General features: G+C 37.2%; 27 protein-coding genes. 13 read left to right on the top strand and 14 right to left on the bottom strand.

Going from position 1 to position 24,675, the window contains the following annotated elements; translation table 11 throughout:
* Positions 1-9: 9 nt before the first annotated feature.
* The 3 genes from PF028_RS06910 (at position 10) to PF028_RS06900 (ending at position 2,037) form a co-directional block, all read left to right on the top strand.
* Positions 10-1,224 (top strand): saccharopine dehydrogenase family protein, encoded by a 1,215-nt coding sequence (locus tag PF028_RS06910; protein ID WP_270860467.1) that lies wholly within the window; start codon positions 10-12, stop codon positions 1,222-1,224.
* A gap of 109 nt (positions 1,225-1,333) precedes the next feature.
* Positions 1,334-1,615 carry a hypothetical protein gene (locus PF028_RS06905; protein WP_270860466.1) on the top strand — a complete coding sequence of 94 codons (282 nt, stop codon included), beginning with the start codon at positions 1,334-1,336 and terminating at the stop codon, positions 1,613-1,615.
* A gap of 164 nt (positions 1,616-1,779) precedes the next feature.
* A complete protein-coding gene (locus PF028_RS06900) occupies positions 1,780-2,037 on the top strand; it encodes a hypothetical protein (protein ID WP_270860465.1) in 258 nt (85 codons plus the stop codon).
* 48 nt (positions 2,038-2,085) lie between these two features.
* Here PF028_RS06900 and PF028_RS06895 read toward each other — a convergent pair whose 3' ends face one another.
* Positions 2,086-2,907 carry a transporter substrate-binding domain-containing protein gene (locus tag PF028_RS06895; protein ID WP_270860464.1) on the bottom strand — a complete coding sequence of 274 codons (822 nt, stop codon included), beginning with the start codon at positions 2,905-2,907 and terminating at the stop codon, positions 2,086-2,088.
* A gap of 179 nt (positions 2,908-3,086) precedes the next feature.
* Entirely contained in the window at positions 3,087-3,710 is a 624-nt protein-coding gene (locus tag PF028_RS06890; protein ID WP_270860463.1) for a non-canonical purine NTP pyrophosphatase, read from the bottom strand.
* A gap of 150 nt (positions 3,711-3,860) precedes the next feature.
* On the opposite strand from PF028_RS06890, the gene PF028_RS06885 reads away from it, so the two are divergent.
* From PF028_RS06885 to PF028_RS06865, 5 genes are all read left to right on the top strand, one after another.
* On the top strand, positions 3,861-4,631 hold the full coding sequence (locus PF028_RS06885) for a substrate-binding periplasmic protein (RefSeq protein ID WP_270860462.1): 771 nt from the start codon (positions 3,861-3,863) through the stop codon (positions 4,629-4,631).
* 312 nt (positions 4,632-4,943) lie between these two features.
* Positions 4,944-5,720 (top strand): substrate-binding periplasmic protein, encoded by a 777-nt coding sequence (locus PF028_RS06880; RefSeq protein ID WP_270860461.1) that lies wholly within the window; start codon positions 4,944-4,946, stop codon positions 5,718-5,720.
* Between the two features lie 117 nt (positions 5,721-5,837).
* Positions 5,838-6,611, top strand: coding sequence for a transporter substrate-binding domain-containing protein (locus tag PF028_RS06875; protein WP_270860460.1), 774 nt, complete (start codon positions 5,838-5,840; stop codon positions 6,609-6,611).
* Positions 6,612-6,666: 55 nt separating this feature from the next.
* Positions 6,667-7,974, top strand: a complete 1,308-nt coding sequence (locus tag PF028_RS06870; protein WP_270860459.1) for an MFS transporter — start codon at positions 6,667-6,669, stop codon at positions 7,972-7,974.
* Positions 7,975-7,990: 16 nt separating this feature from the next.
* Complete coding sequence (locus tag PF028_RS06865; protein WP_270860458.1) at positions 7,991-9,199, top strand: molybdopterin molybdotransferase MoeA; 1,209 nt, start codon at positions 7,991-7,993, stop codon at positions 9,197-9,199.
* Between the two features lie 252 nt (positions 9,200-9,451).
* Here PF028_RS06865 and PF028_RS06860 read toward each other — a convergent pair whose 3' ends face one another.
* The 7 genes from PF028_RS06860 to PF028_RS06830 are packed head-to-tail and all read right to left on the bottom strand — an operon-like array spanning position 9,452 to position 14,184.
* Positions 9,452-9,841, bottom strand: a complete 390-nt coding sequence (locus tag PF028_RS06860) for a hypothetical protein (protein WP_270860457.1) — start codon at positions 9,839-9,841, stop codon at positions 9,452-9,454.
* Positions 9,838-10,500, bottom strand: coding sequence for a CatB-related O-acetyltransferase (locus PF028_RS06855; protein ID WP_270860456.1), 663 nt, complete (start codon positions 10,498-10,500; stop codon positions 9,838-9,840). Before PF028_RS06855 ends, PF028_RS06860 begins: the two co-directional genes overlap by 4 nt.
* A gap of 34 nt (positions 10,501-10,534) precedes the next feature.
* A complete protein-coding gene (locus PF028_RS06850) occupies positions 10,535-10,993 on the bottom strand; it encodes a hypothetical protein (protein ID WP_270860455.1) in 459 nt (152 codons plus the stop codon).
* A gap of 15 nt (positions 10,994-11,008) precedes the next feature.
* Positions 11,009-12,079: a chorismate synthase gene (gene aroC / locus PF028_RS06845; RefSeq protein WP_270860454.1), complete on the bottom strand. Its 1,071-nt coding sequence runs from the start codon at positions 12,077-12,079 to the stop codon at positions 11,009-11,011.
* Between the two features lie 8 nt (positions 12,080-12,087).
* Positions 12,088-12,756: a ribonuclease III gene (gene rnc / locus PF028_RS06840; RefSeq protein ID WP_270860453.1), complete on the bottom strand. Its 669-nt coding sequence runs from the start codon at positions 12,754-12,756 to the stop codon at positions 12,088-12,090.
* Complete coding sequence (gene rnhA / locus PF028_RS06835; RefSeq protein WP_270860452.1) at positions 12,753-13,184, bottom strand: ribonuclease HI; 432 nt, start codon at positions 13,182-13,184, stop codon at positions 12,753-12,755. The genes rnc and rnhA overlap by 4 nt, the downstream gene beginning before the upstream one ends.
* Entirely contained in the window at positions 13,162-14,184 is a 1,023-nt protein-coding gene (locus tag PF028_RS06830; RefSeq protein ID WP_270860451.1) for a tetratricopeptide repeat protein, read from the bottom strand. Before PF028_RS06830 ends, rnhA begins: the two co-directional genes overlap by 23 nt.
* A 40-nt stretch (positions 14,185-14,224) precedes the next feature.
* Here PF028_RS06830 and dnaG point away from each other — a divergent pair, with 40 nt between their 5' ends.
* On the top strand, positions 14,225-15,928 hold the full coding sequence (gene dnaG, locus PF028_RS06825; RefSeq protein ID WP_270860450.1) for a DNA primase: 1,704 nt from the start codon (positions 14,225-14,227) through the stop codon (positions 15,926-15,928).
* Between the two features lie 3 nt (positions 15,929-15,931).
* Positions 15,932-16,912, top strand: a complete 981-nt coding sequence (locus PF028_RS06820) for an ATP-binding protein (RefSeq protein ID WP_270860449.1) — start codon at positions 15,932-15,934, stop codon at positions 16,910-16,912.
* Positions 16,913-16,938: 26 nt separating this feature from the next.
* Here the strand turns inward: PF028_RS06820 and PF028_RS06815 are convergent, their stop codons facing one another.
* Genes PF028_RS06815 through recA form a run of 4 tightly spaced genes read right to left on the bottom strand, consistent with a single transcriptional unit; the run spans position 16,939 to position 20,377 of the window.
* Positions 16,939-17,772: a hypothetical protein gene (locus tag PF028_RS06815; RefSeq protein WP_270860448.1), complete on the bottom strand. Its 834-nt coding sequence runs from the start codon at positions 17,770-17,772 to the stop codon at positions 16,939-16,941.
* Entirely contained in the window at positions 17,769-18,068 is a 300-nt protein-coding gene (locus PF028_RS06810; RefSeq protein ID WP_270860447.1) for a hypothetical protein, read from the bottom strand. The genes PF028_RS06815 and PF028_RS06810 overlap by 4 nt, the downstream gene beginning before the upstream one ends.
* Before the next feature lie 15 nt (positions 18,069-18,083).
* Entirely contained in the window at positions 18,084-19,334 is a 1,251-nt protein-coding gene (gene eno / locus PF028_RS06805; protein WP_270860446.1) for a phosphopyruvate hydratase, read from the bottom strand.
* Positions 19,334-20,377 carry a recombinase RecA gene (recA, locus tag PF028_RS06800; protein WP_270860445.1) on the bottom strand — a complete coding sequence of 348 codons (1,044 nt, stop codon included), beginning with the start codon at positions 20,375-20,377 and terminating at the stop codon, positions 19,334-19,336. Before recA ends, eno begins: the two co-directional genes overlap by 1 nt.
* A 101-nt stretch (positions 20,378-20,478) precedes the next feature.
* On the opposite strand from recA, the gene PF028_RS06795 reads away from it, so the two are divergent.
* From PF028_RS06795 to PF028_RS06785, 3 genes are all read left to right on the top strand, one after another.
* Positions 20,479-21,342: a menaquinone biosynthesis family protein gene (locus PF028_RS06795; RefSeq protein ID WP_270860732.1), complete on the top strand. Its 864-nt coding sequence runs from the start codon at positions 20,479-20,481 to the stop codon at positions 21,340-21,342.
* 333 nt (positions 21,343-21,675) lie between these two features.
* Positions 21,676-22,443: a UDP-N-acetylmuramate dehydrogenase gene (locus PF028_RS06790; protein ID WP_270860731.1), complete on the top strand. Its 768-nt coding sequence runs from the start codon at positions 21,676-21,678 to the stop codon at positions 22,441-22,443.
* Between the two features lie 68 nt (positions 22,444-22,511).
* Positions 22,512-23,048 carry a hypothetical protein gene (locus PF028_RS06785; RefSeq protein ID WP_270860444.1) on the top strand — a complete coding sequence of 179 codons (537 nt, stop codon included), beginning with the start codon at positions 22,512-22,514 and terminating at the stop codon, positions 23,046-23,048.
* An 11-nt stretch (positions 23,049-23,059) separates the two neighbouring features.
* On the opposite strand, the gene PF028_RS06780 is transcribed toward PF028_RS06785, so the two are convergent.
* A complete protein-coding gene (locus PF028_RS06780) occupies positions 23,060-24,256 on the bottom strand; it encodes an NAD(P)/FAD-dependent oxidoreductase (RefSeq protein WP_270860443.1) in 1,197 nt (398 codons plus the stop codon).
* Between the last annotated feature and the right edge of the window lie 419 nt (positions 24,257-24,675).

The raw sequence follows: 24,675 nt of genomic DNA, 5'->3' as shown, positions 1-24,675 counted from the left end.
GAAAACAAAATGAGCCATATTTTGATTATCGGAGCGGGTGGAGTAAGCCGTGTGGCAACCGTGAAATGTGCGATGAATTCGCAGGTTTTTACCAAAATCACACTAGCAAGTAGAACTAAAAGCAAATGCGATGAAATCGCTAAATTTATAAAAGATCGCCTTGGCGTAGAAATCGCAACGGCCAAAATCGATGCCGATGATACGGAAGCCGTGGCAAAATTCGCCAAAGAAATCGGGGCAGATTTGCTTTTAAATGTGGCTTTACCGTATCAAGATCTCACACTAATGGACGCTTGTTTGAAAGCTGGTATCCCATATATCGATACCGCAAACTACGAGCACCCAGACACCGCGCACTTTGAATACAAACTTCAATGGGCGAAAAATGATGATTTTAAAAACGCAGGAATTCCCGCACTTCTTGGAAGCGGATTTGATCCGGGCGTTACAAATGTATTTTGCGCCTACGCGCAGCAAAATTTATTCGATGAAATAAATGAGATTGATATTTTGGACTGCAACGCAGGAGACCACGGATACGCGTTTGCGACAAATTTTAACCCAGAAATTAATCTGCGTGAAGTTTCAGCTAATGGTAGATACTGGGAAGATGGCTCGTGGATCACCACAAAACCGCTTGAAATAATGATGAAATGGGACTATCCCAAAGTCGGCGTAAAAGATAGCTATTTGCTTTACCACGAAGAAATGGAAAGTTTGGTTAAAAATATCAAGGGCTTAAAGCGAATTCGCTTTTTTATGACTTTTGGGCAAAGTTATCTTACGCACATGCGTTGCCTAGAAAATGTCGGCATGCTTCGAATCGATGAAGTAGAACACAACGGCATGAAAATCGTGCCAATCCAGTTTTTAAAGACTTTGCTTCCTGACCCTGCAAGTCTAGGACCACGCACCAAAGGCAAAACAAATATCGGCTGCGTGATAAAAGGCGTCAAAGACGGAAAACCACGCAAAGTTTATATTTACAATGTCTGCGACCACGAAGAGTGCTACGCAGAGACTGGCGCACAAGCCGTTAGCTACACCACAGGCGTACCTGCGATGATTGGCTCAATGATGATAGCAACTGGCAAATGGAATGGAAAAGGCGTATTTAATATGGAAGAATTTGATGCCAAGCCATTTATGGACGAGCTAAATCGCCAAGGCTTACCATGGGAAATCATCGAAATGGATCCAAACGAAAGTAGAGTTGTGGAGTAAATTTATGAGTGAAATTTGCTAAATTTCACTAAATTTATAGACAAAATTCGCCAAATTCGGCAAATTTAAAGTCGAATTTGGCAATTTTAAATTTAAAAAAGGACTAAATTTGCCCTACGAATCGACACTTTGGACTAAATTTCTTGTATATTTGCAAGGCTTAATTTTTACCTATAATCCCTATTTTAAAATTTTTTTAGTTCTATTTTTTGTGATTTTTTGGATTGGCTTTGTTTTTGGCGTGATTAAATTTAAAAAATCTCGCAAATTAGGCAAACAGACATTAAAATATAAATTTATCATCGCCGTTTGCGGAATTTTATTTCTCTTTGGTATTTTTATATATTTTTCTTGCTATTTTGCGATGTGGGCTGCATATATGGGAGTGTGAAATTTCCACTTAAAACATAGTAAAAAAATCTAATTTGCGAATTTGCTAATATTTAATAAAATTTATATTTCCATTTACTTTTATTTAATTTTTATTTAACTTCTGATATTATTCCAAAATTATTAAAGAAAATTTCCGTTAAATTTCTCAAAAAAGGATAATCAATGAAAAAAGTAGCCCTACTTTTAACTGCGTTATTTTTGGCAAGTTCGTTAAATGCAATAACTTCAAACGACAAAATTGCGCTACTCCACATGGTGACAGAAGATTTAAGCAGTATCGATATTAGTAACACATATTGCGAACAAGCAATACTAGATTTTTACAGTATTGTTGCTAAAAAAGGCGAACAAAATGCAAAAATTGTAAAAAAATATAAAGAGTGTATGGCTCAAAAACCAAACTACGAAGTTGTAGAATAATCGATAAATTTTAGGGCTTATATGCAAAAGCATAAAGCCCTTTTTGTATCAGTACAACAATGCCTTATATAAATCGTCAAGCAATAAGTGCTTTCTATCGACTGTTCCTTTATAAAACGATTCAAAAGTATCATCATAAACATCTTTGAAAAAATTTGTCGCACTTAGCTCGATGATTGTATCATTTATGACTTTAAGCAAATCAGTATTTCCCTTAACAACTCCTGCACAAACATAATCCAATCCACCTATGCTTTTAATACCCATTTCAAGGTCGTCATTATTAAGCGGAACAGCAGCATTAAGGATATTTGTATGTATATAGCCATCGCCTTCATCATCAGCTAATGCCTGACCACACTCTTTAACGCTATTACAATACACGACTTCAAGTCCGTATTTTTGAGCATTTATTTGTAGCCAATCATCACTTGTGGTAGCTTTGGTTACTAGCATTCGCTTACCGCTTAAATCTTTTATATTTTCGATTTTATCTATTTTGCGAGTGATAACTGCTTGTGTGTTCGATAAATACGGCGTAGAAAAATCAACTTTTTTTGCTCGTTCAGGTGTTTTGGTGAAATTTGCCACGGCAATGTCGATTTCACCGCTTTCTAACATAGGAATTCTATCTTTTGCATTTAAAACAATAAACTCGATTTCACCATCTTCGCCAACAAGTTTTTTGGCGATTTCCTTGGCTAAGGAAACCTCAAAACCATCGCTTATTCCGTTTTCATCTTGGTTTGAAAACGGCGGAAGTTTTGCCCTTATACCAATTTTAACTTTTTTAGATTCTTGAATTTCTTGCAACGACGCAGAAAAAACAAACGAAGATAAAACAAACAATGAAATAAGTAATTTTTTCATAGCCGTCTCCTTAAACTAAGATCTATAACATTGTTGCATTTAGTGGCGAAATTATAGCAAAAAAACAAAAAAAAAAAAAACGATTTTTTAAATACAAGACAGCAACCGAATTTTAGGCACTTAAAATACTATAAAAAATATAATTAACTTTTTATTAATAAAAATTTTTTTCAAATTTTTCATATTTTTTGTGAAATTATTCTATTTAGGATATCCAATATATGTTTAGCTATTGTTAAGCCTTTTGTTCGGTGCGAAATTTTTAGCTTTGTTTCAATCGGTAACTCGCCAATAGTTTGTGAAAATCCATTTGGAATAAACATAAAATCATACCCAAAGCCATGCTCTCCACGCTCTTCGTTTATCACTTTTCCGTGCATAAATCCGTGTGCGCTAAATTCGCCAAATTTACTCACAACGGCGATACAGGCAGTGTAAAATGCCCTACTTTGGCTCAAATTTAGTGAATTTAGTTCGCTAATTACCTTTGCGCGGTTAGTTGCGTCAGTGGCATTTTCGCCACTATAACGAGCCGAAAAAATCCCCGGTCGCCAATCAATAGCTTCTACGCTAATACCGCTATCATCGCTTAGCACGACAAATTCATCTTGCAAATTTTTCTCTTTTAGTTTTTCAAAAACCGCCCTTGCTTTTATCAAAGCATTTTCTTTAAAAGTTTTTCCGTCTTCAACAATCTCAAAAGGCTCTAAAACTTCATTTAACGCATAAATTTCAAATTCATTGTAAAATTCTTTTATCTCTTTGACTTTTCCGTAATTTCCAGTTGCAAGTAAAATTTTCATGCTTTTCCTTTAAAAAATTTCGCATAATTTTACCCAAATTTAGTGATTTTTAGTTAAACATATACGATAGTAACAAATTTACAAAATATTTTAAATAAAATTTGGTAGAATTATAACTTAATTTTATCTCAAAAACGAAAGGTAGTTAAAATGAAAAAAGTTTTATTTTTTCTTGCTCTTGGAAGTTTTTTATATGCTGATCCTATTAAAGTCGCCATGGATAACGAATTTCCACCATTTGAATATCAAAAAGACGGCAACATTATAGGATTTGATGTTGATCTTGCAACAGAGATCTCAAAGAGAACAGGACTAGAATTTCAAATAGTCTATGTCCCTTACAATGACGCTTGTGCAGCCATAAATTCAGGTAGTGTCGATATAGGAATTTCAGCTTTTGCCACAGATGATGCCACGAAAGATTGCGACCATGGGCTTTCTTATTTTGAATCTTCGTATGTTTTTATCAAAAATAAAAATAGAGATGATATTAAAAATGCGGCTGATTTAAAGGATAAAAAGGTTGCTTACGATAGAGATAGTAGTGCAATGAAGGATTTTATAATTGATTTAGGGGCAAGACCGATTCCAAAAAGAGCAGGAACTATCATACCAAGTCTGCTTTCTTTAAGCGAAGGACAGGTTGATAGCGTTATGGTGTATGATTTAAATATGCCTGTTGTGCATGGCGACACAGAATTTTTAACACAAAATGATATAGATAAGTTAGAATTTATTAGTGGTGGGCTTGAAAGTTTTGCTGTTTTTGATAAACAACACGGATACGATAGCGAAACTTTTGCTATCTTCCCAAAAGACGGACGACACGAAGAGCTAAAAAAGAAAATAAATGGCGCCATTTTGTCGATGAGACAAGATGGTTTTATAAAAAAACTACTTGAAAAATATAAAATTAATTAGAAAATTTCATCTACGAATTTGCCGAATTTTCGGCAAATTCTCTCAAATTTAAATTTTTTTGTTATACCTGTCGCATAAAAGTAACAAATTTAGCTAAATTTTATTTTAAATTCATAAAAAGAGCTATTTTATCTTTTTATTTTGTTCTCATTTCTTTTTTATGAATTTAATTTCTATATTTTTTCATCTGAAATTTCTTATAAATTGGCTAAATTTAGAGATTTTTGTGAATTTTGACTAAAATCGTCTAATTTTTTCAAAACAAATGCTATAATATAAAAACAATTCCAAAAAGAAAGCGAGAAACGATAGATGAAAAAAGTTTTATTTTTGTTTCTGTTTGGTGGAAGTTTTTTATTTGCCGATACCATAAAAGTAGGTATGGATTATCAATATCCGCCATTTGAATACTTAGACCAAGCAGGAAATATCAAGGGCTTTGATGTTGATCTTGCTAACGAACTTGCAAAACGAGCAGGATTTCAAATCGAAATCGTTAAAATGGAATACGATGGCATTTGCGATGCCGTAAATGCAAAAAAAGTTGATATAGGAATTTCTGCTTTTGGAGACGATGAAGCCACAGCGGCTTGTGATCATGGAGTCTCATACTTTGAAAGCGAACTTCTTTTTGTAAAAGATAAAAGTCGAAAAGACATAAATACCCCTGAGAATTTAGCTGGTAAAAAAGTTGCTTATGATGCCGATAGTAGCGTTTTAAAAGATGTTGTTACTGCTTATGGCGGAAAAGCTGTTCCTAAAAAATCAGGAACCCTTGTTTTGACATTACTTTTGCTTCACGAAGGTAAAGTAGATAGTATAGTCTTGGATAGTTGCAATGCGCCTATTTTATATGGAAAGCTTGAAACTTTATCAGATGCCGATAGAGACAGGCTTGATTTAATCAGCGGCGGTTTGAGTAACTTTGAAATTTACAATGTACAACCTGTTGATGATTCCGAAACTTTCGTCATTTTTCCAAAAGACGGTAGCCAAGAAGCTTTGAAAAATAAAATAGATGAAGCAATCGTGCAAATGCGAAATGACGGAACTATACAAAACTTACTTAACAAATATGGTTTGAAATAATTGAATTTGCCGAAAATTCGGCAAATTCGTTGAATTTAAATTTAAAAATTTATTGCAAAAATTCATTAAAAAAGTGGTATAATTTAAACTTGTAAAATCAATGTAAGGATAAGAATTATGAAAAAGGTACTTTTTTCGCTCTTGTTTTTGACTTATTTCTTGTATGGTGAAGATTTAAAAATCGCTATTGACCCGACTTATCCGCCATTTGAATACAAAAATACAAACAATCAATTAGTCGGTTTTGATATTGAACTAATCGCAGCTATCGCCCAAAAAGCAGGTTTTAACTATACTTTTGTAGAAACAGCTCACGATAGCGCTTGTGGTGCTGTTAATGGAAAAAGTGTCGATATAGCAATCTCTGCTTTTACGCACGATAAATTTACACAAGATTGCGATTATAGTGATTCGTATTATAATCCAAGATTTATTTTTCTAAAAATTTCGGGAAGCCCCATAAATTCAACCGATGATTTAGTCGGTAAAAAAGTCGGCTATGTCGGAGATGATGTAGCAAAAGAGATGATAGAAGCTTTTGGTGCAAAGCCTATCAGACGAGATAGAAATGCGCTAATAAATTTATTTACCGCTATGCAAGACGGCAAAGCAGATGCTCTTTTGATTGATTCTAGAAGTATGCCTATACTTTCAAATGATTACGAACACATGAGCCAAGCCGATAAAGATAAACTTGTTGCGTATGAAAGTGTAGGCTATGGAAAAAATTTAGAAATTCTTTATCAAGAAGATGTAGGTAGTGCTGAAACTTCTATTTTATTTCCTAATGACGGTTCAAAAAATGAACTAAAAGGTAGAATAAATAAGGCTATTTCGGAGCTTAAAAACGACGGAACAATTGATAATTTAATAAAAAAATATAATCTTTAAATTTAAAAAATCGCCCAAATTTACGGGTGATTGAATTTTTTTACAACGGATTTTTATGATAAAAAATGTTTTACCTTTAAGTTTTATTGTTGCAACGAGGTTTTTCGGGCTTTTTATAGTTCTGCCCGTTTTAAGCCTTTATGCTCTAAATTTGGACGGAGCAGACGAAAAACTAGTCGGTTTTTTAATCGGAATTTATGCCTTTATGCAAATGGCACTTCAAACTCCATTTGGAATCCTTAGCGATAAAATCGGTCGCAAAAATGCCCTTGCTATCGGGCTTTTGATTTTTATCATTGGCTCTATTGTTTGCGCTTATAGCAGCGGAATTTACACTATGATTTTTGGTCGCTGTTTGCAAGGCTGTGGAGCTGTTGGAGCCGTCGCCACCGCACTCATCAGCGATTTTACAAAAGAAGAAGAACGCGGCAAAGCTATGAGCATAATGGGCGCGATGATTGGCATAGCTTTTGCAAGCGCGATCGTTTTAAGCCCGATTTTAAGCGATAAATTCGGACTTTCTAGCATTTTTAATCTAAGCGCATTTTTGACTTTGATTTGTTTAATCTTGCTTTATGCAGTCGTTCCAAAAGAGCCAAAAATCACCACAAAAAGCGAAAAAACGCCATTTAGCGAGATTTTAAAAGACAAAAATTTACTGCTTTTAAATTTAAGCAACTTTTTGCAAAAAATGCTAATGACCACGGCATTTTTCATAATCCCTATCATTTTGGTAAATAATCTTGGCTTTGATAAAAGTCAAATTTACAAAATTTACATTACGGCGATGATTTTTGGGCTAGTTGCTATGGGACTAAGTGGCGCACTTGGCGAAAAACGGGGCTTGGCAAAGGAAATTTTGCTAAGCGGCATTGCATTTTTTATCGCTTCTTACGCACTTTTTGCCACAGAAAATTCGCTTGGCGTTTTCATCGTTGCCGTGATTTTATTTTTCATCGGATTTAACATGCACGAGCCGATTATGCAAAGCCTAGCGTCAAAATTCGCCAAATCACACCAAAAAGGCTCTGCGCTTGGGGTTTTTAACTCATTTGGATTTTTAGGAAGCTTTGTAGGTGGCGTTTTTGGCGGCATTGCGTTAAAAGAAATCGGGCTTTTTTACCTTGCCCTTGTCGTGGTCGTTTTAGCCGTCATTTGGTTTGTTTTGCTTTTAAATTTGACAAATCCGATAATTTTTAAAAATTTATATTTCGATAAAAGCATAAAAGTCGATTTTACCGCACTTAGCGATACGCACGGCATTATCGAGTGCTACGAAACTGAAAAAAACTTCATCGTCAAATACAATAGAAAACGCATTAGCAAACACCAAATTTTAAAAAAATTAGGGCTAACTCGCTAAATTTGAAAGGAAAAAAATGCCAAATTTGCCGAAATTCGAAGATACAATCGCAAATCTCAAAAAAAGCGTTACAAAATGGGATCGTATAGAAAAAATCGCCCTAACTCAGGCATTAGATAGAGTTCTAGCCACCGACATAATCGCCCCACACAACCACCCAAAACAGCCAACCGCTGCTATGGACGGGTATGCGCTTAAATTTAGCGATTTAAAAGAAAACGCTGAAATTAAAATTTTAGGCAAAACTCCTGCAGGAACGCAAAACAGCATAGAAATTCATAACGGCGAGTGCATAAAAACCTTTACAGGCTCACTTATGGCTAATGGCTCTGACACGCTAATTCCTATCGAAAATGTCGAAGCCATGGACGAATTTATCAAAGTTATAAAGCCAGTATCACAAGGCTTTGCCGTCAGAAAAATAGGCGAAAGCTACGCCAAAGGCGAAATCCTAATCAAAAAAGGAACACGCATAAATTACGCTGTAATCGGGCTTTTAGCCGAACTTGGCATTTCATATATAAGCGTTTTTGTTCGCCCCAAAGTCGCCGTTTTTTCCACCGGAAGCGAAATCAAAGAACTTGGCGAAAGCCTAGAAAACGGGGCGCAAATTTATAGCTCAAACCACATAATGATTGCGAATTTAGTGCAAAAAATGGGCTGCGAAAGTATCATTTTGCCCGTTGTCAAAGACGAAAAAGAACTGCTTGAAAAATCCATAATCTCAGCGCTAAAAAGTGCCGACATAGTGCTTAGCACGGGCGGAGTGAGCGTGGGGGATTTTGATTTTGTCAAAGAAATCGTCAAAGAAAACTTCGAAATCATCGTCGATAAATCCGCCATAAAACCGGGTCGCCACATAAAAATCGCCAAAACCGGCGAAAAATACATTTTTGCGTTGCCGGGATTTCCGTTTTCTGCCGTGGTTACTTGCGTTTTATATTTGCGTGAGTTTTTAAATTCGGCTTTTGGAGTGAGCGAAGAGTGCGAAATTTCGGCGATTTTAGCAGAAGATTATGCCAAAAAATCGCCGTTTTTGGAATTTAGCGCCGTTAGTTTGATAAACGAAAACGGGCAAATTTACGCCACCACAAAAGGCAAAAGGCAAGGAAGTAGCGCGATTTTAAACAACCTTTTGCAAAATGCAAATTTGCTAGTTTGCCCCGCTGAGCGAACGGACGGACTGAAAAAAGGCGAAATTGTAAAAATCATAAAAATGCCTTAAATTTTTGCAAATTGAACTTAGTCTAGCTTTGCACTAAATTTGCAACGATAGACAAACCCAAGTCTTATCTTATGCAAATTTAGTGCAAAATCGTCGGCATACGCATATCGAGTTTAAGTTGAATTATTTTTTAATTACTTCCATTGTCATTGCGAGTTTTTGCAAAGCAAAAACGAAGCAATCGCCAAAGTTTAAATTTCCAAACAATTCAATTTAAAATTTGCGTAGCAAATTTATTGTCAGAATTTACAGTTATTTTGTCAAATTTACCACTATCTCGCCAAATTTGATAAAATTCTCGCCTTTTTCTACGGCAAAATCGCTTTTAAATTCATGCACTTTTGCGTTTGCATAACCACTAAATTTATTGCAAATCACGCCGTTTTTAAGCGTCAGCATTTGCTCGCTTAAATACTCTTTGTCGATAAATTTAGCCGGAATTATCCCAAAAATTTCGCTTTTAACGCTATATAAAAAGCTCGTATCATCGGCGTAGTCGCCAACTGCGACTTCAAATTTGACAAATTCGCTTCCGTCTGCAAATTTGCCAATCTCGCCGTCTTCAAACGAGCCTACAAACTCCAAATTTTCATACTGCAAAATCCACGCCAAATCTCCGATAAAATATTCGCCTTTTTTCATAAATCGCCCTTAAATTCGCCATTTTCAAGCATTTCTTTGATTTTTTCTTTCACTTTTTGCAAATCATCACTCGATAAAATCCCCGTTAAATTTTCTATTTCTTCCACGCTTTTATCCCACCATTTAAGAGTTAAAAGCAAATTTATCATCTCATCATCGAAGCGTTTTCGCACTAGCCGTGCAGGGTTTCCGGCGACTATGCTATATGGCGGGATTGCGCCACCCACTACGCTACTAGCGCCGATTATCACGCCATCGCCGATTTTAGCTCCCGGTAAGATGAGCGAATTTTGCCCTATCCACACATCGTTTCCGACCACCGTGTCGCCCTTAATCGGCAGTTTATCAAGGCTCGGAGCGTCTTGCGAAAAGCCTTTAAAAATATAAAACGGAAATGTGCTAACCCCGCTCATAGCGTGGTTTGCGCCGTTCATCATAAACTCCACCCCAGCCCCGATTTGACAAAATTTGCCGATGATTAGCCTGTCGCCGATAAAATCATAATGGTGCGTAACCTGCTTCTCAAAATCCTGCCCCGCATAGTAGCTAAATTCGCCCACGATTATATTTTTATTTTTAATAGTCGGCTTAATGTAAGTTACACTTTCTAACCCCGATTTTAAGGGGAAAATTTCGCCCCAGTTTGGTAGAGTTTTCATAGTTTGTCCTTAAAATTTAGAATTTTAACGAAAATTAAAAATCCTGAAACCTGCGAGATTTTTCTTTTATGATAACTTGTGTGATATTTTGCTCCGATAATTTTACAAATTCAGAAAAATCCACTTTTTTAAATTTGCCATCTTGTTTGTAAAGATAATGTTTGCAAGGAACACTCGAACTCGTCGGATTAAAAAAGCATTTTATATTTTTTGTCAAACTATACGACTCATCTGCGTCTATAACCACAAGCAAATTTTCTTTATTTTCATCTGAAAGAATACTTGTAAGTTTGCTTTGTTCAAAATTTCGTATATAAAATTCATAACTGTGCAATGGTAAAGTAATATTGTTTTCGCCATTGTTAGCAAACATAATATGATGTATCGTTCCAGTATGCAATCTAGGTATAAAAAGTGCAATTACTATAAATACCAAAATAACTACCAAAAAAGCGTTGAAAATTTTCCTTTTTTTGCTTATTTTTGTTCCCATTTACAACCTCAAATTTTACCCATAAATTTTCTTTAAATTCCCCAAATTTGCACTTGCATTTAGCAAAAGTAAATCAGCCAAGATTAGCCGTAAAAGTGCCGTGCAGACGACACTACCACGCACTCCGATACAAGGGTCATGGCGACCACGAAGCGAACAAATCGTTTCATCGCCGTTTTTATCAATCGTCGGCTGGTCGGCAAAAATGCTAGGGGTCGGCTTAAAATGCGTTTTTATGATGATTTGCTCGCCCGTTGTGATACCGCCTAGAATGCCCCCTGCGTGATTTGATTTAAAGCCATTTTTATCCATAAAATCGTTATTTTGTGAGCCAAATTTGCTTGAAGTTTCCACGCCGTCGCCGATCTCTACGGCTTTTACGCCATTTAGCCCCATGAACGCCCCGCCGATTAACGCGTCAGCCTTAGCATAAAGTGGCTCTCCAAGCCCCTTTGGCACGCCATTAGCGATTGTTAGCACACTTGCTCCCACGCTCTCGCCTTTTTTCTTTAAATTTGCGATTAACTCTTTTTGCGCTTCTTCTACGCCTTTATCCAGTGCGAAAATCTCGCTATTTTGGGCATTTGCGAAGTCTAAATTCTCAGCCATTATTTCGCCCACGCTTAAAACTCCGCTTTTCACGCTCACGCCAAATTCATTTAAAAGCATCTGCGCAAACGCGCCACCTGCGACCCTTATCGCCGTTTCTCTTGCCGAGCTTCTGCCACCGCCTCTGTGATCCCTAATGCCGTATTTGCTAAAATAGCCAAAATCAGCGTGTCCCGGGCGAAAAAGCTCTTTTAAATTTTCATAGTCTTTTGAGTGCTGATTTGCGTTGTAAATCACAAATCCTATCGGCGCGCCCGTGCTAAGCCCATCGAAAACGCCACTTAAAATCTGCACCTCATCGCTTTCTTTGCGAGAAGTGGCAAATTTACCGCCCGGTTTGCGTTTGCCCAGTTCGCTTTGTAAAAAATCCATATCGATTTTAACGCCACTTGGAAAACCATCCAAAACGCCACCAATCGCCATGCCGTGGCTCTCTCCAAAAGTCGTAAGTCGTAATTTTATACCTAGTGTGTTCATTTTTCATCCTAATTATTTTCTAAAATTTCAATCGCAATCTTTGCTGCCTTTTGCTCGGCTTCTTTTTTGCTTTTGCCAACTGCTCTGGATAGTTCTTTATCGCCCAAAATCACAGCCATTTCAAACTCTTTCATGTGATCTGGACCCTTTGAGCCGATTAAGCGGTATTCGGGCGTAACGCCAAATTCGCCCTGAGTTAGCTCTTGGAGTGCAGTTTTGTGATCTTTTAAAAGCGTTTTTGGATCGATTTTTGGGTAAATTTCTTCTAAAATTCTAACGGCGATTTCCTTGCACGGCTCAATCCCGCTTTCTAAATAAATCGCCCCAAAAATCGCTTCAAAAGCATCAGAAAGCAAAGAATCCTTGCTTCTTCCGCCGTTTTTTTCTTCGGCTTGCGAAAGGATTAAATTTTCGCCCAAATTTAGCAAATTTGCAAATTTTGAAAAGCTTTTTTCATTTACCAAAGCAGCGCGAAGTTTGCTAAGATCGCCTTCTGATGTGTTTAGCTTTTTAAAAAGATACTCAGCCACGACTAAATCCATAACCGCATCGCCTAGGAATTCCAAGCGTTCGTTGTTGTATCCTGCGTTTGAACTTTTGTGCGTAAGCGCCGCCTTTAAAAGCTTTGTGTCTTTAAATTTATAACCCAATTTTTCTTGTAAGATTTCCAAATTCATTGATTTGCCTTTTTTAAATTTTCTGCTTGATTCCTTGCTAAGCGGTCGCACTCTTCATTTTGTGGGTGTCCGGCATGTCCTTTTACCCAAAAAGCCGTGATTTTATGGGCTTTTGAAACTTCTAAAAACTCCAACCACAACGGCACATTTTTTACATTTTTGAAATTTTTTGCTACCCAGCCATCTAGCCACAAATTTATAGAATTTGCCACATAGCTACTATCTGTGTAAAGCTCGACAATGCAAGGTTCTTTAAGCGCTTTTAAGCCCATTATGGCGGCTGTTAGCTCCATTTGATTATTTGTTGTTTCAGACTTTGCGCCACTTTGGGATTTTTTAAATTTGCCGTATTCTAAAATATACGCCCAACCGCCAACGCCAGGATTCCCCAGACAACTTCCGTCGCTAAAAAGTTTGACTGATTTCAATGCGTTTTTCCGTGATTTTTGGGATAATGCAGGAAGTATCTAGTTTGTGGCAAATCGGACAGCGATAGAAAAAAAGCGGGATTGTATTTTTGCACTCGGTGCAGACAAACTCAAAGGCTAAATCAGCGTTTAAATTTGATTTTTTAAGCTCTCTTAGGGCATTTATTTCAAAAAATTTGCTCTTTTGCGAATTTTTGCTAAGCCCCTTTGCACCGAAAAACGCTGCATACTCGCTATCTTCTAAATTTACGGCTTCTTTAAAATCATTTAACATATCCACGCATTTTTCAAGCGGCGGAAATTTGCTTAAATTTGAAAACGGCTCTTTGTGTTGCAAACAAAGCTCTAAGGCAAATCTCGGCGCATTTTTAAAGCCGTTTTCAAGTAGCAAAATCTCATTTATTTTCTCGCTAAATGGCATTTTTACATTGTTTGCGATGATTTGCGATTTTATATAATCTGTTTCGCTTCTAGTATCGGCTCCTAGCTCCCTTAGCGCATCTAAAACTTCAAGCGCACGATCAAATTTTTTAAGTTTTTCATAAATCACGCTTAGATGAGTTAGGCTCTCTGTGTTTCGTGGGCTAAGTTTCAAGCTTTCTAAAAAAATCTCTTCTGCACGACCTAAAAATCCTGCTTTGAAATAAATTTTCCCCAAATTTGTAAGGATAAATCTTTTTTCTTTGTTTGAATTTACCTTTTCAAGGGCGATGAGATAAACGCTTATGGCTTTTTCGTAATCTCCGCTTTTGGCAAATGTAAGGGCTAAAAAGCCAAGTGTATCGGCTCCTACTTGCAAATTTTGCAAGATTTTTTTATGCTCGTCATCAAGCCCGTTAGAAATATCAAATTTTTTGATAAATTTTTCGATATTTTCTTGTTCGCTATTTTTGCTAAAAATCCCCCACAAGTAGCTTAGCACCGCAACTAGCAAAATAATGCTAATCAAAACAATCAAACCAAAAATCGGATCTCGATACTCTACAAAAAAATTTTCCACCTAAAATTCCTAAAAAAATTCAAAAGGATTATAGCAAATCTTGTGTATAATTTGGCTTATGATTAAAGAAGAAAGCATAGAACGGCTACTTAGCATTGTTGATATTGTTGAAGTTGTAGAAAGATATGTGCCTTTGAAGCGTTCGGGGCGAAATTCTGTGGGAATTTGCCCATTTCACGACGATAGAAACCCGAGCATGAGCGTAAATTCGCAAATGGGAATTTTTCACTGCTTTTCGTGCAAGGCAGGCGGAAATGCGATAAAATTTATAATGGAATATGAAAAAATTTCCTACCCAGAAGCCATAGAAAAACTCGCCGCAAGTGTCGGTTTTACGCTAGAATACGAAAATAACCATTTTGGCGAAACCAAAAAAGAGAGCAAAAAAATTTTAGAGCTTTTAAACGGATACTATCAAAATTTGCTCTATTCGAACCAAGAAGCGCTGAATTATCTATATTCGCGTGGCATAACCGATGAGCTTATTCGCAAATTTGGCATAGGCTGGGCTCCTGCATCGCAAAATACGATTAGATTGCTTGAAAACGAAGAAATCGAGCCTAGTGAAGCCCTAAATGTCGGCGCGATAAAACAAAACGAACGGGGCTTTTACGCTAGTTTTACAGAACGCATTACATTTCCAATTTGCAATCACACAGGGCATTTGGTAGGTTTTGGGGGACGAACCATTTCAAATCACCCTGCAAAATATGTAAATTCGCCACAATGCTCCGTTTTTGATAAATCTCGCATTTTTTACGCTTTTGATTTGGCTAAAAAATCGGCTTATGATAAAAAAGAACTTATCATCACAGAAGGCTATATGGATGTCATAATGCTCCACAAAGCAGGATTTACAAACGCTGTGGCGGTTTTAGGCACGGCTTTGACCGAGCTTCATTTGCCGCTTATTAAAAGGGGAAATTTTAAAGTTATCCTTAGTTTTGACGGCGATAGCGCAGGTATTAATGCAGCCATAAAATCGGCAAAACTTCTTAGCACAAACGGCATAGATAGCGGTGTTGTCATCATACAAGACGGATTAGATCCTGCTGATATGGTATTTCGTGGCGAGATAAAAAAACTAAAAGAAATTTATGCAAATTCGGTCGAAAGCGGGGAATTTTTGATTAGAAATATCGTTAAAAATTATGACATTTCTCGCCCGATAGTAAAAAATCAAGCCTTAAATGAAATCATAGCCTATACTACCACGCTAAATCCGATTGTAGCAGGATCGTATCAGGATTTGGTAGCAAATTTGCTAAAAATTCCGATAAATTCGTTTAGGCTTACCAAAAATTCGCAACAAAACACAAATTTTAGCGAATTTAAAAACGAAAAAACTCAAAATTCGGTGCAAAATGGTGCATTTTCACGCCAAAAAGATATAAACGAGTTGCAAATTTTAAAATCGATGATTTTAAATAAAGATTATTTGCAACTTTTTTATGATTACGGCGAAAATGATGATTTTAAGGCGCATAAAGATTTGCTTGGTATAGTTTTATCGGGCGATGAAAATGACGAAAACAAGGCGATTTTTCGCAATCTTGCACTCGATGAAAATATTTTGGAATTTAGCGAAGATGATAAATTTATCATGGCACTTAAAATTCTGCGTGAAAATCGCTATCGAGACGAAATCGAAATTCTAAAACACTCAGATGATTCGGATAAATTAAGCAAAATAATGAAGCTTGAAAATCTCATACGAGCGTTAAAATCAAAAAAATTAAGGTAAAATATGAAATGTTTAGCACTTTTTAGCGGCGGGTTAGATTCTATGTTAGCGATAAAAACTATCAGCGATCTTGGTATCAGCGTAACTGCGCTTCACTTTAACATAGGCTTTGGCGGAAAAGAAGATAAAAGCGAGATTATGAAAAAAAGAGCGAACCAAGCAGGTGGCGATTTTAAGCTAGTTGATATTCGCAACGAATATCTCCAAAAGGTGCTTTTTAGCCCAAAATACGGCTACGGAAAGCATTTTAATCCTTGCATTGATTGTCATGGATTTATGCTAAAAACGGCTTTATCTATGCTAGAAAGCGAAGAAGCAAAATTTATCATCACAGGCGAAGTAGTCGGGCAACGCCCGATGAGTCAGCGAAGTGCTGCGTTAAATCAGGTTTTAGGCGTTAGTGGCGATACACAAAATCTTATTTTGCGACCACTTTGCGCCAAACTTTTAAAGCCAAGCATGGCTGAAATCAACGGCTGGGTCGATAGAGAAAAACTGCTTGATATTAGCGGTCGCAGTAGGACGCGTCAAATGGAGCTTGCTAAAATTTATGGTTTTAGCGACTATGAAACGCCGGGCGGTGGGTGTTTGCTGACGATTGAAAGTTTTGCCGAAAAAATAAGAGATATGATTAAATTTGAAAAAATCGAGACTTCGAAAGATACCGAAATTCTTAAATTCGGTCGCCATTTACGCTTAGAAAATGGCGCAAAAATGGTTGTCGGAAAAGATGAAACCGATAACGAAAAACTGCGTCAAATCGCAAATGAAAAATTTACCGAGATTAAAATTCCATTAATCGGAGCGTGTAGTTTGATAAGCAAAAATGCTAATGAAGCCGACTTGCAAACGGCAGCAAAAATCGCTTTAACTTACGCTAAAAGCGAATTTGGCAAAGAATATGAAGTGCAAATTGATGAAAAAAAATTCACCGCAACGCCATTAAAAAGCAAAGATGAGATTAAAAAATATTTTGTAGGCTAGATTTTCAAATTTGAAATTTATATTTTTTAACGGATAAAAACATCGTATCCGTTTTCGATTTTTTCGATACTTAAATTTCCTTCTTTTGTGCCGATTTCGATTGTGTAAAATCCGTCATTTCTGGTAATATTTATATCGCTAAAACCGCCTTTATTTAGGCGAAAACTCACAAATGACAAAGGAATTTCCATACGAAAAAACTCAGCCCTTAAAACGCCGTTTTTAAAGGAATTTGATTTTATCGAGTCTTGCGTTACTAGGCGAATGCTACGATTTTTGATGATAAATTTAAGCTCGTCATCAAATTTCAAAGTTTCAATCGGAAGTTCAAATTGTGGCGTGATAAGCGAGCTAACGGCGCTTGTGGCGCTATTTTCTTTTAAATTCGGATCTTTTGAAGTAACTGAAACATCGATTGCCTTTGATAAATTCGGTCTTTCGCGACTTACGACGCTAAAATCGTGTTGCCAGTTTATGGTTTTATTTATCTCTAAAATTTTCTCATTTAACGCGCCCGTGCCGTCTGTATAGCGAACGATGATTTGATTTAAAATCGCTGCATCGCTTGGCATATTAAAATTTAAATTTTCAAACATTTCCAACTTTGGCTTGTTTAAAATAGCCGTCTGGTTTGTTTCGTTTTTATCCAAATTTGCCAAATTTGAAGTTAAATTTGCAGGAAGCGGAATTTTGTAATTTGTAAGATTAAATTCGCTCTTGTTATTTTCTAAATTTGATGAATTTTTCTCGCTTTTAACGGCATTTTGCGAATTTTTTGGCGTCTTTAAATTTGGCGTGGTATCAGCAAAAGCTAAATTTAAAAAAACCAAAAAAACACTAAATTTGAAAATTTTTTTCATTTTGCAAAGTCCGGATCAAGCGATTTTCGCTCCAAATAGTTGCGTTGAAGCTCGGCATTTTCTTTTTTTAGGCGTTCGGTGTCTTGGTATAAAAACGCCTTTTCCTTTTGCAAATCTCGCAAAACTTCAAACGAGCGTTTGCCAAAAAGTGCATCGCCGATAAAAATTCCGATAAAAATGACAAAAACGGCAAGTGCCAAAAACACAAAAATTTGTTTAAACGGAGCTAGAATGTCTCTATCTAGCCCCGTTTCGATTTCGTCTAAAATTTCGTCTTCGCGTGAAATTTCGCTCAATTTTTAGCCCAAAAATTAAAGTTTATTGCCTAAAAATTCATCGGTATCTACTTCAATTTCAAGCAAACGATTGTATTTTGCGTTTCTCTCACTTCTTGAAGTAGCGCCAGTTTTGATTTCGCCCGTATTTAGCGCGACCGCAAAATCAGCGATAAACGCATCTTCACTCTCGCCACTTCTGTGGCTCATAATGCAGCGATAGCCGTTGCGTTGCGCTAGGCGGACGGTTTGCATGGTTTGCGACACAGAGCCAATTTGATTTGGTTTAATCAAAATCGCATTTGCAACGCCTTTTTTGATACCTTCTAACAAAATTTTCTCATTTGTTACAAACAAATCATCGCCCACGAGTTGCACTTTTTTGCCAAGGCGCTCAGTTAGCTTTTTCCAGCCGTCCCAGTCATCTTCGCTTAGACCATCTTCGATTGAGAAAATCGGGTATTTTTCGCACAAATTCGCATAATACTCAATCATCTCTTCGCTTGTAAATTCTTTGTTTTCAAGTTTGTATTTGCCATTTTCATAAAGCTCACTAGCAGCGACATCAAGAGCGATTTTAATTTGTTCGCCCGGCTTATATCCAGCTTTTTCGATTGCGCTCATAATGATTTTAATCGGCTCTTCGTTATCTTTTAAATTTGGTGCAAAACCGCCTTCATCGCCGACTGCTGTGCTATGACCTGCGTCATTTAGGATTTTCTTTAAAGTTTGATAAATCTCAGCTGCTGCTCTTAGAGCCTCGCTAAAACTACCAAAACCAAACGGCATAATCATAAATTCTTGGAAATCCACGCTATTGTTTGCGTGTGCGCCACCATTGATGATATTAAACATAGGCACAGGCAAAATACTAGCGTTAGCCCCACCCAAATAGCGATATAATGGGATATTTAGACTTTTTGCGGCTGCTCTTGCTACCGCCATAGATACGCCTAAAACCGCATTTGCACCCAAATTTGAGTAGTTTTCGGTGCCGTCGATTTCAAGCATAATATCATCAATCTCTTTTTGATTAAACGGGCTTAAACCCACGATAACTTCGGCGATAGCTTCATTTACATTTGTAACTGCCTTTAAAACGCCCTTGCCGCCAAATCGTTCGTCTTTATCTCTAAGCTCTAAGGCTTCTCTTTTGCCAGTGCTTGCGCCACTTGGGACTGTCGCACTTGCAACCGTGCCATCACTTAGCTCAACTGTTGCTCTAACTGTCGGATTTCCCCTACTATCAAGCACTTCTTGTGCATAAACATTTTCAATAAAAACCATTATTCATCTCCGTTTTGTGAATTTTCATCGTCCCCGCTAGCAGACATTATGTTTGTTCCGCCGATTTGGGCTTTGATTGCGTTTAAGATTTCTTCTCTAACTTCTTTGTTTTCTTTTAAAAAGGCTTTTGAATTTTCTCTGCCTTGACCTAGTTTTGTATCTTTGTAGCTAAACCACGCGCCGCTTTTATCGACAATGTCAAGCTTAACACCATAATCGATTATTTCGCCCTCGCTGCTGATTCCTTCGCCAAACATAACATCAAATTCTGCCACTTTAAACGGCGGAGCGACCTTGTTTTTAACCACTTTTGCCTTAACTCTATTTCCGATAGATTCTTCGTTTTGTTTAAGTGTAGCGATTTTTCTTATGTCAATTCGCACAGAAGCGTAAAATTTAAGCGCATTTCCGCCTGTGGTGGTCTCTGGCGAACCATATCCCATTTGACCGATTTTCATACGAATTTGGTTGATGAAAATCACCGTTGTTCCCATTTTATGCACGACGCCTGTTAGTTTGCGAAGTGCTTGGCTCATAAGACGGGCTTGAAGTCCTACATGCGTATCGCCCATATCGCCTTCGATTTCGGTTTTTGGCGTAAGAGCTGCCACGCTATCAACGACAATTAAATCAATCGCACCGCTTCTAGCAAGAGTTTCGACAATGTCAAGTGCTTGTTCGCCAAAATCGGGTTGGCTCACATATAAATTGTCGGTATCAACGCCCAAATTCGCAGCATATTTTACATCAAGAGCATGTTCTGCATCGACAAAAGCGCAAATTCCACCTGCCTTTTGGCACTCTGCAATGATATGAAGCGTAAGAGTAGTTTTACCTGAACTTTCAGGTCCATAAACTTCGACAATGCGACCTTTTGGAACGCCGCCTATGCCAAGAGCGATGTCTAAGCCGACAGAACCTGTCGAAATAGAATCAATGGGCTCAACTTGTTTGTCGCCAAGCCTAACCAAAGTGCCTTTGCCAAACGCTTTGTCAATCGATTTTAGCGCGGCATCTAATGTTTTTTTCTTGTTTTCATCCATGCGTTACCTTTAAAAAATTTCTCATCATTTTACCAAAAAATATCTTAAAAAATTTAGCTAGATTTAGCTATCATTATGCAAAAATTTATAAAGGTTTGAATTTGAAAAACATTAGCGTTGCTCACTCGCCCGATGCGGACGATATTTTTATGTATATGGCGATAAAATTTGGCTGGGTTGGTTCTTCGTGGCTGAGATTTTCTAACCACGCGGACGATATTCAAACACTAAATTTGGCAAGTCTTGCTGGGACTTATGATGTTTGCGCGATCTCTTTTGCATTGTATCCAAAAATTTACGCCGATTATGCTCTACTTCGCACGGCTGTGAGCTTTGGCGAAGGCTATGGTCCAAAACTGATAAAGAAAAAAGGCGTGAAGCTAAAACCGAATTTCAAAGTCGCCCTAAGTGGCGAACACACGACAAATGCGATGATTTTTCGCATTGCTTACCCAAGTGCTAGGATTGTGTATAAAAATTTCTTAGAGATCGAAAACGCCGTGCTTAGCGGCGAGGTCGATGCTGGGGTGCTGATACATGAAAGCATTTTGGATTTTTCTAGTGATTTGTGTGTGGAGCGCGAAATTTGGGACATTTGGAGCGAATTAAACGGCGAAAATTTACCACTTCCGCTTGGCGGTATGGCGCTTCGCCGCTCACTGCCACTAACTGACGCGATTGAATGCGAAAGGGTGCTAACTGATGCTGTGCGGGTCGCTCACGCAAATAAATCTTTGCTTTCAAAAATGCTGATTGAGCGAAATTTGGTGCGAGTCGATGATGAAAAACTAAAAACCTATCTTGGGCTTTATGCGAACGAAAATTCGATTACGATGGGCGAAACGCAACTAAAAGCGGTACAAAAGCTCTTTGATTTGGGCTTTGAAAATGGCTTTTACTCGGAGCAAATTTGTGCGAGAGATATGCTGATACCGACGGAGTATAAGGAAATTAGGAATTTGTAAAAATTTAATTCCCCAAACTTGAACGGATTAAGGCACAAATTTAGGTAATTTCTACGCTCATTACCGACATAGGTAACTTCGCTTGAAATTACCTAAATTTGTGCCTTACTGCGCCTATTTCGTCTTGAATATTTTTTGTGAAATTAAACAAATTTGCGAAATCGTCGGCATTTGGTTATCAAAATTTAAGTTGAGTTTTTCGTCATTCTGAGCGAAGCGAAGAATCTCAATTCAATCTGCCATTGCGAGAATTTTTATGTAGCAAAATCTTGTTAGCAAATTTTAAAATATTGTATAATAACGCAAAAATTTTAAGGCATTATTGTGGCAAAAATTTATAAGGAAATTGACTTTTCGAAATATAGTTCGGTTAAAATCGGTGGCGTGGAAAAAGTTGAAGTTTTAGACGAAAACAGCGAATTTAACGGCTTTGTCGTGGGTGGCGCAAATAATCTTTTAATCTCGCCAAATCCGCCAAAACTTGGAATTTTAAGCGATAAATTTGATTTTATCACGCTTGATGGCGACATTTTGCAAGTCGGTGGTCGCACAAAAAGCGGTAAAATTTACAACTTCGCAAAACGCCAAAATCTCGCAAATTTCGAGTTTTTAAAAAATATCCCGGGCACTCTGGGCGGTCTAATAACGATGAACGCAGGACTTATGGGCTTTGAAATTAGCCAAAATTTGCTAAGCGTTCGCACAAATCTTGGCGAATTTGGCAAAGACGAGTTAAATTTCGCCTATCGCCACAGCGAAATTAACGGCATTATTTTGGAAGCGAAATTTAGAGTTTCGCATGGATTTAATGCAACCCTTAGCGAACAAATCGCGCAAAAAAGGGCAAATCAACCAAAGGGTGCAAGTTTTGGAAGCTGTTTTAAAAACCCAGGGGGCGATAGCGCTGGCAGGCTCATCGAAGCAGTAGGCTTAAAGGGCTTTCGTATCGGCGGGTGCGGATTTAGTGAAATCCACGCAAATTTTCTTATCAACTACGGCAACAGCAAATTTGACGAAGCAATCGCACTTATAAATCTCGCCAAAAAGCGAGTTTATGAGCAATTTGGCATAAATTTGCAAGAAGAAGTGGTGGTATTGTGAAAATAGATGTGCAAACAAGCTTGTTTCCTAAATTTTTATCAATATTTTTTTTAGTCATTATATCTTTTATGATTACACTTGTATTAATAATATTTATTTGGCTAAAATTTGATAATACGACGCCTATAAATCACACAGAAAAACTCTCAAACCACTACGAAAAATACAAAAATCAAATCATTGAACTTGTGGATTTTGTCGCCAAAAACAATACAAAAAATATCAAATTCCAAATAGAATTTGAAGATGAATATTCTAAATTTTGGTTTAGAATATACGACCAAACAGGTTGGGAGCAAAATAGAAACAAAGATGAATTTTTGCAAATTCTTGACTGGGACGATGAGACTTTAAATTTATTAAAAGACAAACTAAAAGAAGCTAATTGTATATCTTACGAACATAAATTTTATGGTGATAATTTTGCAACAATCGGCATTTATAGGACATTTTTGGATATGTATTTTTTCAAAATTTATGACAATGATGTAAGCAAAAACGAAATTTTAAAACAAACCGATGATTGTTTGCTTCAATATTATAAAGATAATGTCGTGTTTGAATTTAGACAGAGTAACATTACGAGCGGTTGCGGATTTCCGTAAATAGACAAATTCTAATCACTACTTCTAAATCTAAACTGCCCTTTTTTCAGCACCGTTGCGAGATTTGAAACCGAGAGTATCCAGCGATTTTCGATAATATTTTTTAAAAACGCCGCCGCTTCGCCCTTTAAATTCACGCCATACGCCACGCCAACACCGTCAGTATGCCCGATAGCGCAAACCGTTCCCCTGTGGATAAAGTGAAATTTTTCATTTAAGGGCTTATTTTGCGAGATTTTTACCAAATTTTTGGCGCAATACTCGCCCATTTGCGAAGCTAGTTGAGCTGTGGGGGCGTGGATTATGTCGCGTTCGTTGGCGATGGCGCTATCGCCGATGACGAAAACTTCGGGCTTATCTGGCATTTGCAAAAATTCATTTACTTCCACACGGCTATTTTTGTTTGGAATTTGCGAATTTTTTATCAGCTCATTGCCTAAAACCCCGGCGCTCCAAACAACCGTATTTGCCTGAATTTTCTCCTGTTTTTCACCACTTTTTACCACTACGCCGTCTTTCATGCACTCTACGACATCGCCACGAACTAGCGTAACTCCGATTTTACGCAGTTTATCTTCGGCGACACGGCTTAATTTTTCATCAAACATCGGCAAAATTCGGTCCCCCCTGCCGATAAGATAAATTTTGACTAAATTTCTATCGATTCCGCAAATTTTGCAAAGGCTATCTGCCTGTTTTGCAAACTCAGCAGCGAATTCAACGCCTGTAAAACCGCTACCGCAAACCGCCACGCTAAGGTCATCTAAATCGCCTTTAAATGGGAAATCTTTAAAATTCAGTTCTAAATTTTTGCGAATTTTTAGGGCTGAATTTATGGACTGAATTTTATGTGCATATTCGCCAACACCCTTAATACCGAAATCGTTCGGTCTAAATCCAACGCAAACCACCAAATAATCGTATTCATAAACGCCACGCACACACTCGACGCGACGATTTTGCAAATCAATCTTGTTTGCAATATCTTTGATAAATTCGACCCTTTTTAGCAAATTTCGATAAAAAATTCGCGCTTTTCGTGCGCTATATGTGCCGCTTGCGACCTTGTGAAGCAAGGTAGTTTGGTAGTGGTAGTCGTGGCGACTTATCAAAGTTACGCTAAATTCGTCGTTTTTTAGCTTTTTTTCTAGCGTAACGGCACATTTTAGCCCTGCATAACCACCACCTAAAATCAAAATTTTTTTCATTTTTTGCCTTGATTTATAAATTCGGAGCAATTATATCTTTAAAATAATTACAAAATGAAGCGATTTTGAAAATAGAATTTTTCTTTAAATTCTTTTTAAGAATTTGCTGTAATAAAATTTTTCGCAAAATTTTAAGTTTAAATTTGAGATTTTTCGCTTCGCTCAGAATGACACATTATTTAATTTTTTAAAAATAATTCAATGCAAATTTGAATAACAAATGCCGACGATTTTTTGCGTGGCAAACGATGGACTAGACTAAATTCGTCTGTCCGAGTTTGACACGCGAAAAAGCTAGGCTAAACTCAATTTCAACTAAACAACTTATGCCGACGATTTGTCGAGTTGTGAAGCAAATTTCGACTGAGATAAGGCTAGTCGCCTATCGAAGGAGAAATTTGCAAACTCTCGGCAAAGCT

This window comes from Campylobacter sp. CN_NE2 (assembly GCF_027797465.1).
Taxonomy (GTDB): domain Bacteria; phylum Campylobacterota; class Campylobacteria; order Campylobacterales; family Campylobacteraceae; genus Campylobacter_B.
The sequence above is the reverse complement of the archived record's forward strand: the minus strand, read 5'-3'. Positions and strand labels throughout refer to the sequence as shown.

Bases quoted from the DNA above. Each gene is read 5' to 3' on its own strand.
- PF028_RS06815 (WP_270860448.1), bottom strand. From the start codon at position 17,772: ATGAAAAAAATTTTCAAATTTAGTGTTTTTTTGGTTTTTTTAAATTTA.
- PF028_RS06870 (WP_270860459.1), top strand. From the start codon at position 6,667: ATGATAAAAAATGTTTTACCTTTAAGTTTTATTGTTGCAACGAGGTTT.
- PF028_RS06895 (WP_270860464.1), bottom strand. From the start codon at position 2,907: ATGAAAAAATTACTTATTTCATTGTTTGTTTTATCTTCGTTTGTTTTT.
- eno (WP_270860446.1), bottom strand. From the start codon at position 19,334: ATGGTTTTTATTGAAAATGTTTATGCACAAGAAGTGCTTGATAGTAGG.
- PF028_RS06850 (WP_270860455.1), bottom strand. From the start codon at position 10,993: ATGGGAACAAAAATAAGCAAAAAAAGGAAAATTTTCAACGCTTTTTTG.
- rnc (WP_270860453.1), bottom strand. From the start codon at position 12,756: ATGAATTTGGAAATCTTACAAGAAAAATTGGGTTATAAATTTAAAGAC.
- recA (WP_270860445.1), bottom strand. From the start codon at position 20,377: ATGGATGAAAACAAGAAAAAAACATTAGATGCCGCGCTAAAATCGATT.
- PF028_RS06880 (WP_270860461.1), top strand. From the start codon at position 4,944: ATGAAAAAAGTTTTATTTTTGTTTCTGTTTGGTGGAAGTTTTTTATTT.
- PF028_RS06875 (WP_270860460.1), top strand. From the start codon at position 5,838: ATGAAAAAGGTACTTTTTTCGCTCTTGTTTTTGACTTATTTCTTGTAT.
- PF028_RS06910 (WP_270860467.1), top strand. From the start codon at position 10: ATGAGCCATATTTTGATTATCGGAGCGGGTGGAGTAAGCCGTGTGGCA.
- PF028_RS06780 (WP_270860443.1), bottom strand. From the start codon at position 24,256: ATGAAAAAAATTTTGATTTTAGGTGGTGGTTATGCAGGGCTAAAATGT.
- PF028_RS06860 (WP_270860457.1), bottom strand. From the start codon at position 9,841: ATGAAAAAAGGCGAATATTTTATCGGAGATTTGGCGTGGATTTTGCAG.
- PF028_RS06865 (WP_270860458.1), top strand. From the start codon at position 7,991: ATGCCAAATTTGCCGAAATTCGAAGATACAATCGCAAATCTCAAAAAA.
- PF028_RS06785 (WP_270860444.1), top strand. From the start codon at position 22,512: ATGATTACACTTGTATTAATAATATTTATTTGGCTAAAATTTGATAAT.
- aroC (WP_270860454.1), bottom strand. From the start codon at position 12,079: ATGAACACACTAGGTATAAAATTACGACTTACGACTTTTGGAGAGAGC.
- PF028_RS06885 (WP_270860462.1), top strand. From the start codon at position 3,861: ATGAAAAAAGTTTTATTTTTTCTTGCTCTTGGAAGTTTTTTATATGCT.
- PF028_RS06820 (WP_270860449.1), top strand. From the start codon at position 15,932: ATGAAATGTTTAGCACTTTTTAGCGGCGGGTTAGATTCTATGTTAGCG.
- PF028_RS06900 (WP_270860465.1), top strand. From the start codon at position 1,780: ATGAAAAAAGTAGCCCTACTTTTAACTGCGTTATTTTTGGCAAGTTCG.
- PF028_RS06890 (WP_270860463.1), bottom strand. From the start codon at position 3,710: ATGAAAATTTTACTTGCAACTGGAAATTACGGAAAAGTCAAAGAGATA.
- PF028_RS06855 (WP_270860456.1), bottom strand. From the start codon at position 10,500: ATGAAAACTCTACCAAACTGGGGCGAAATTTTCCCCTTAAAATCGGGG.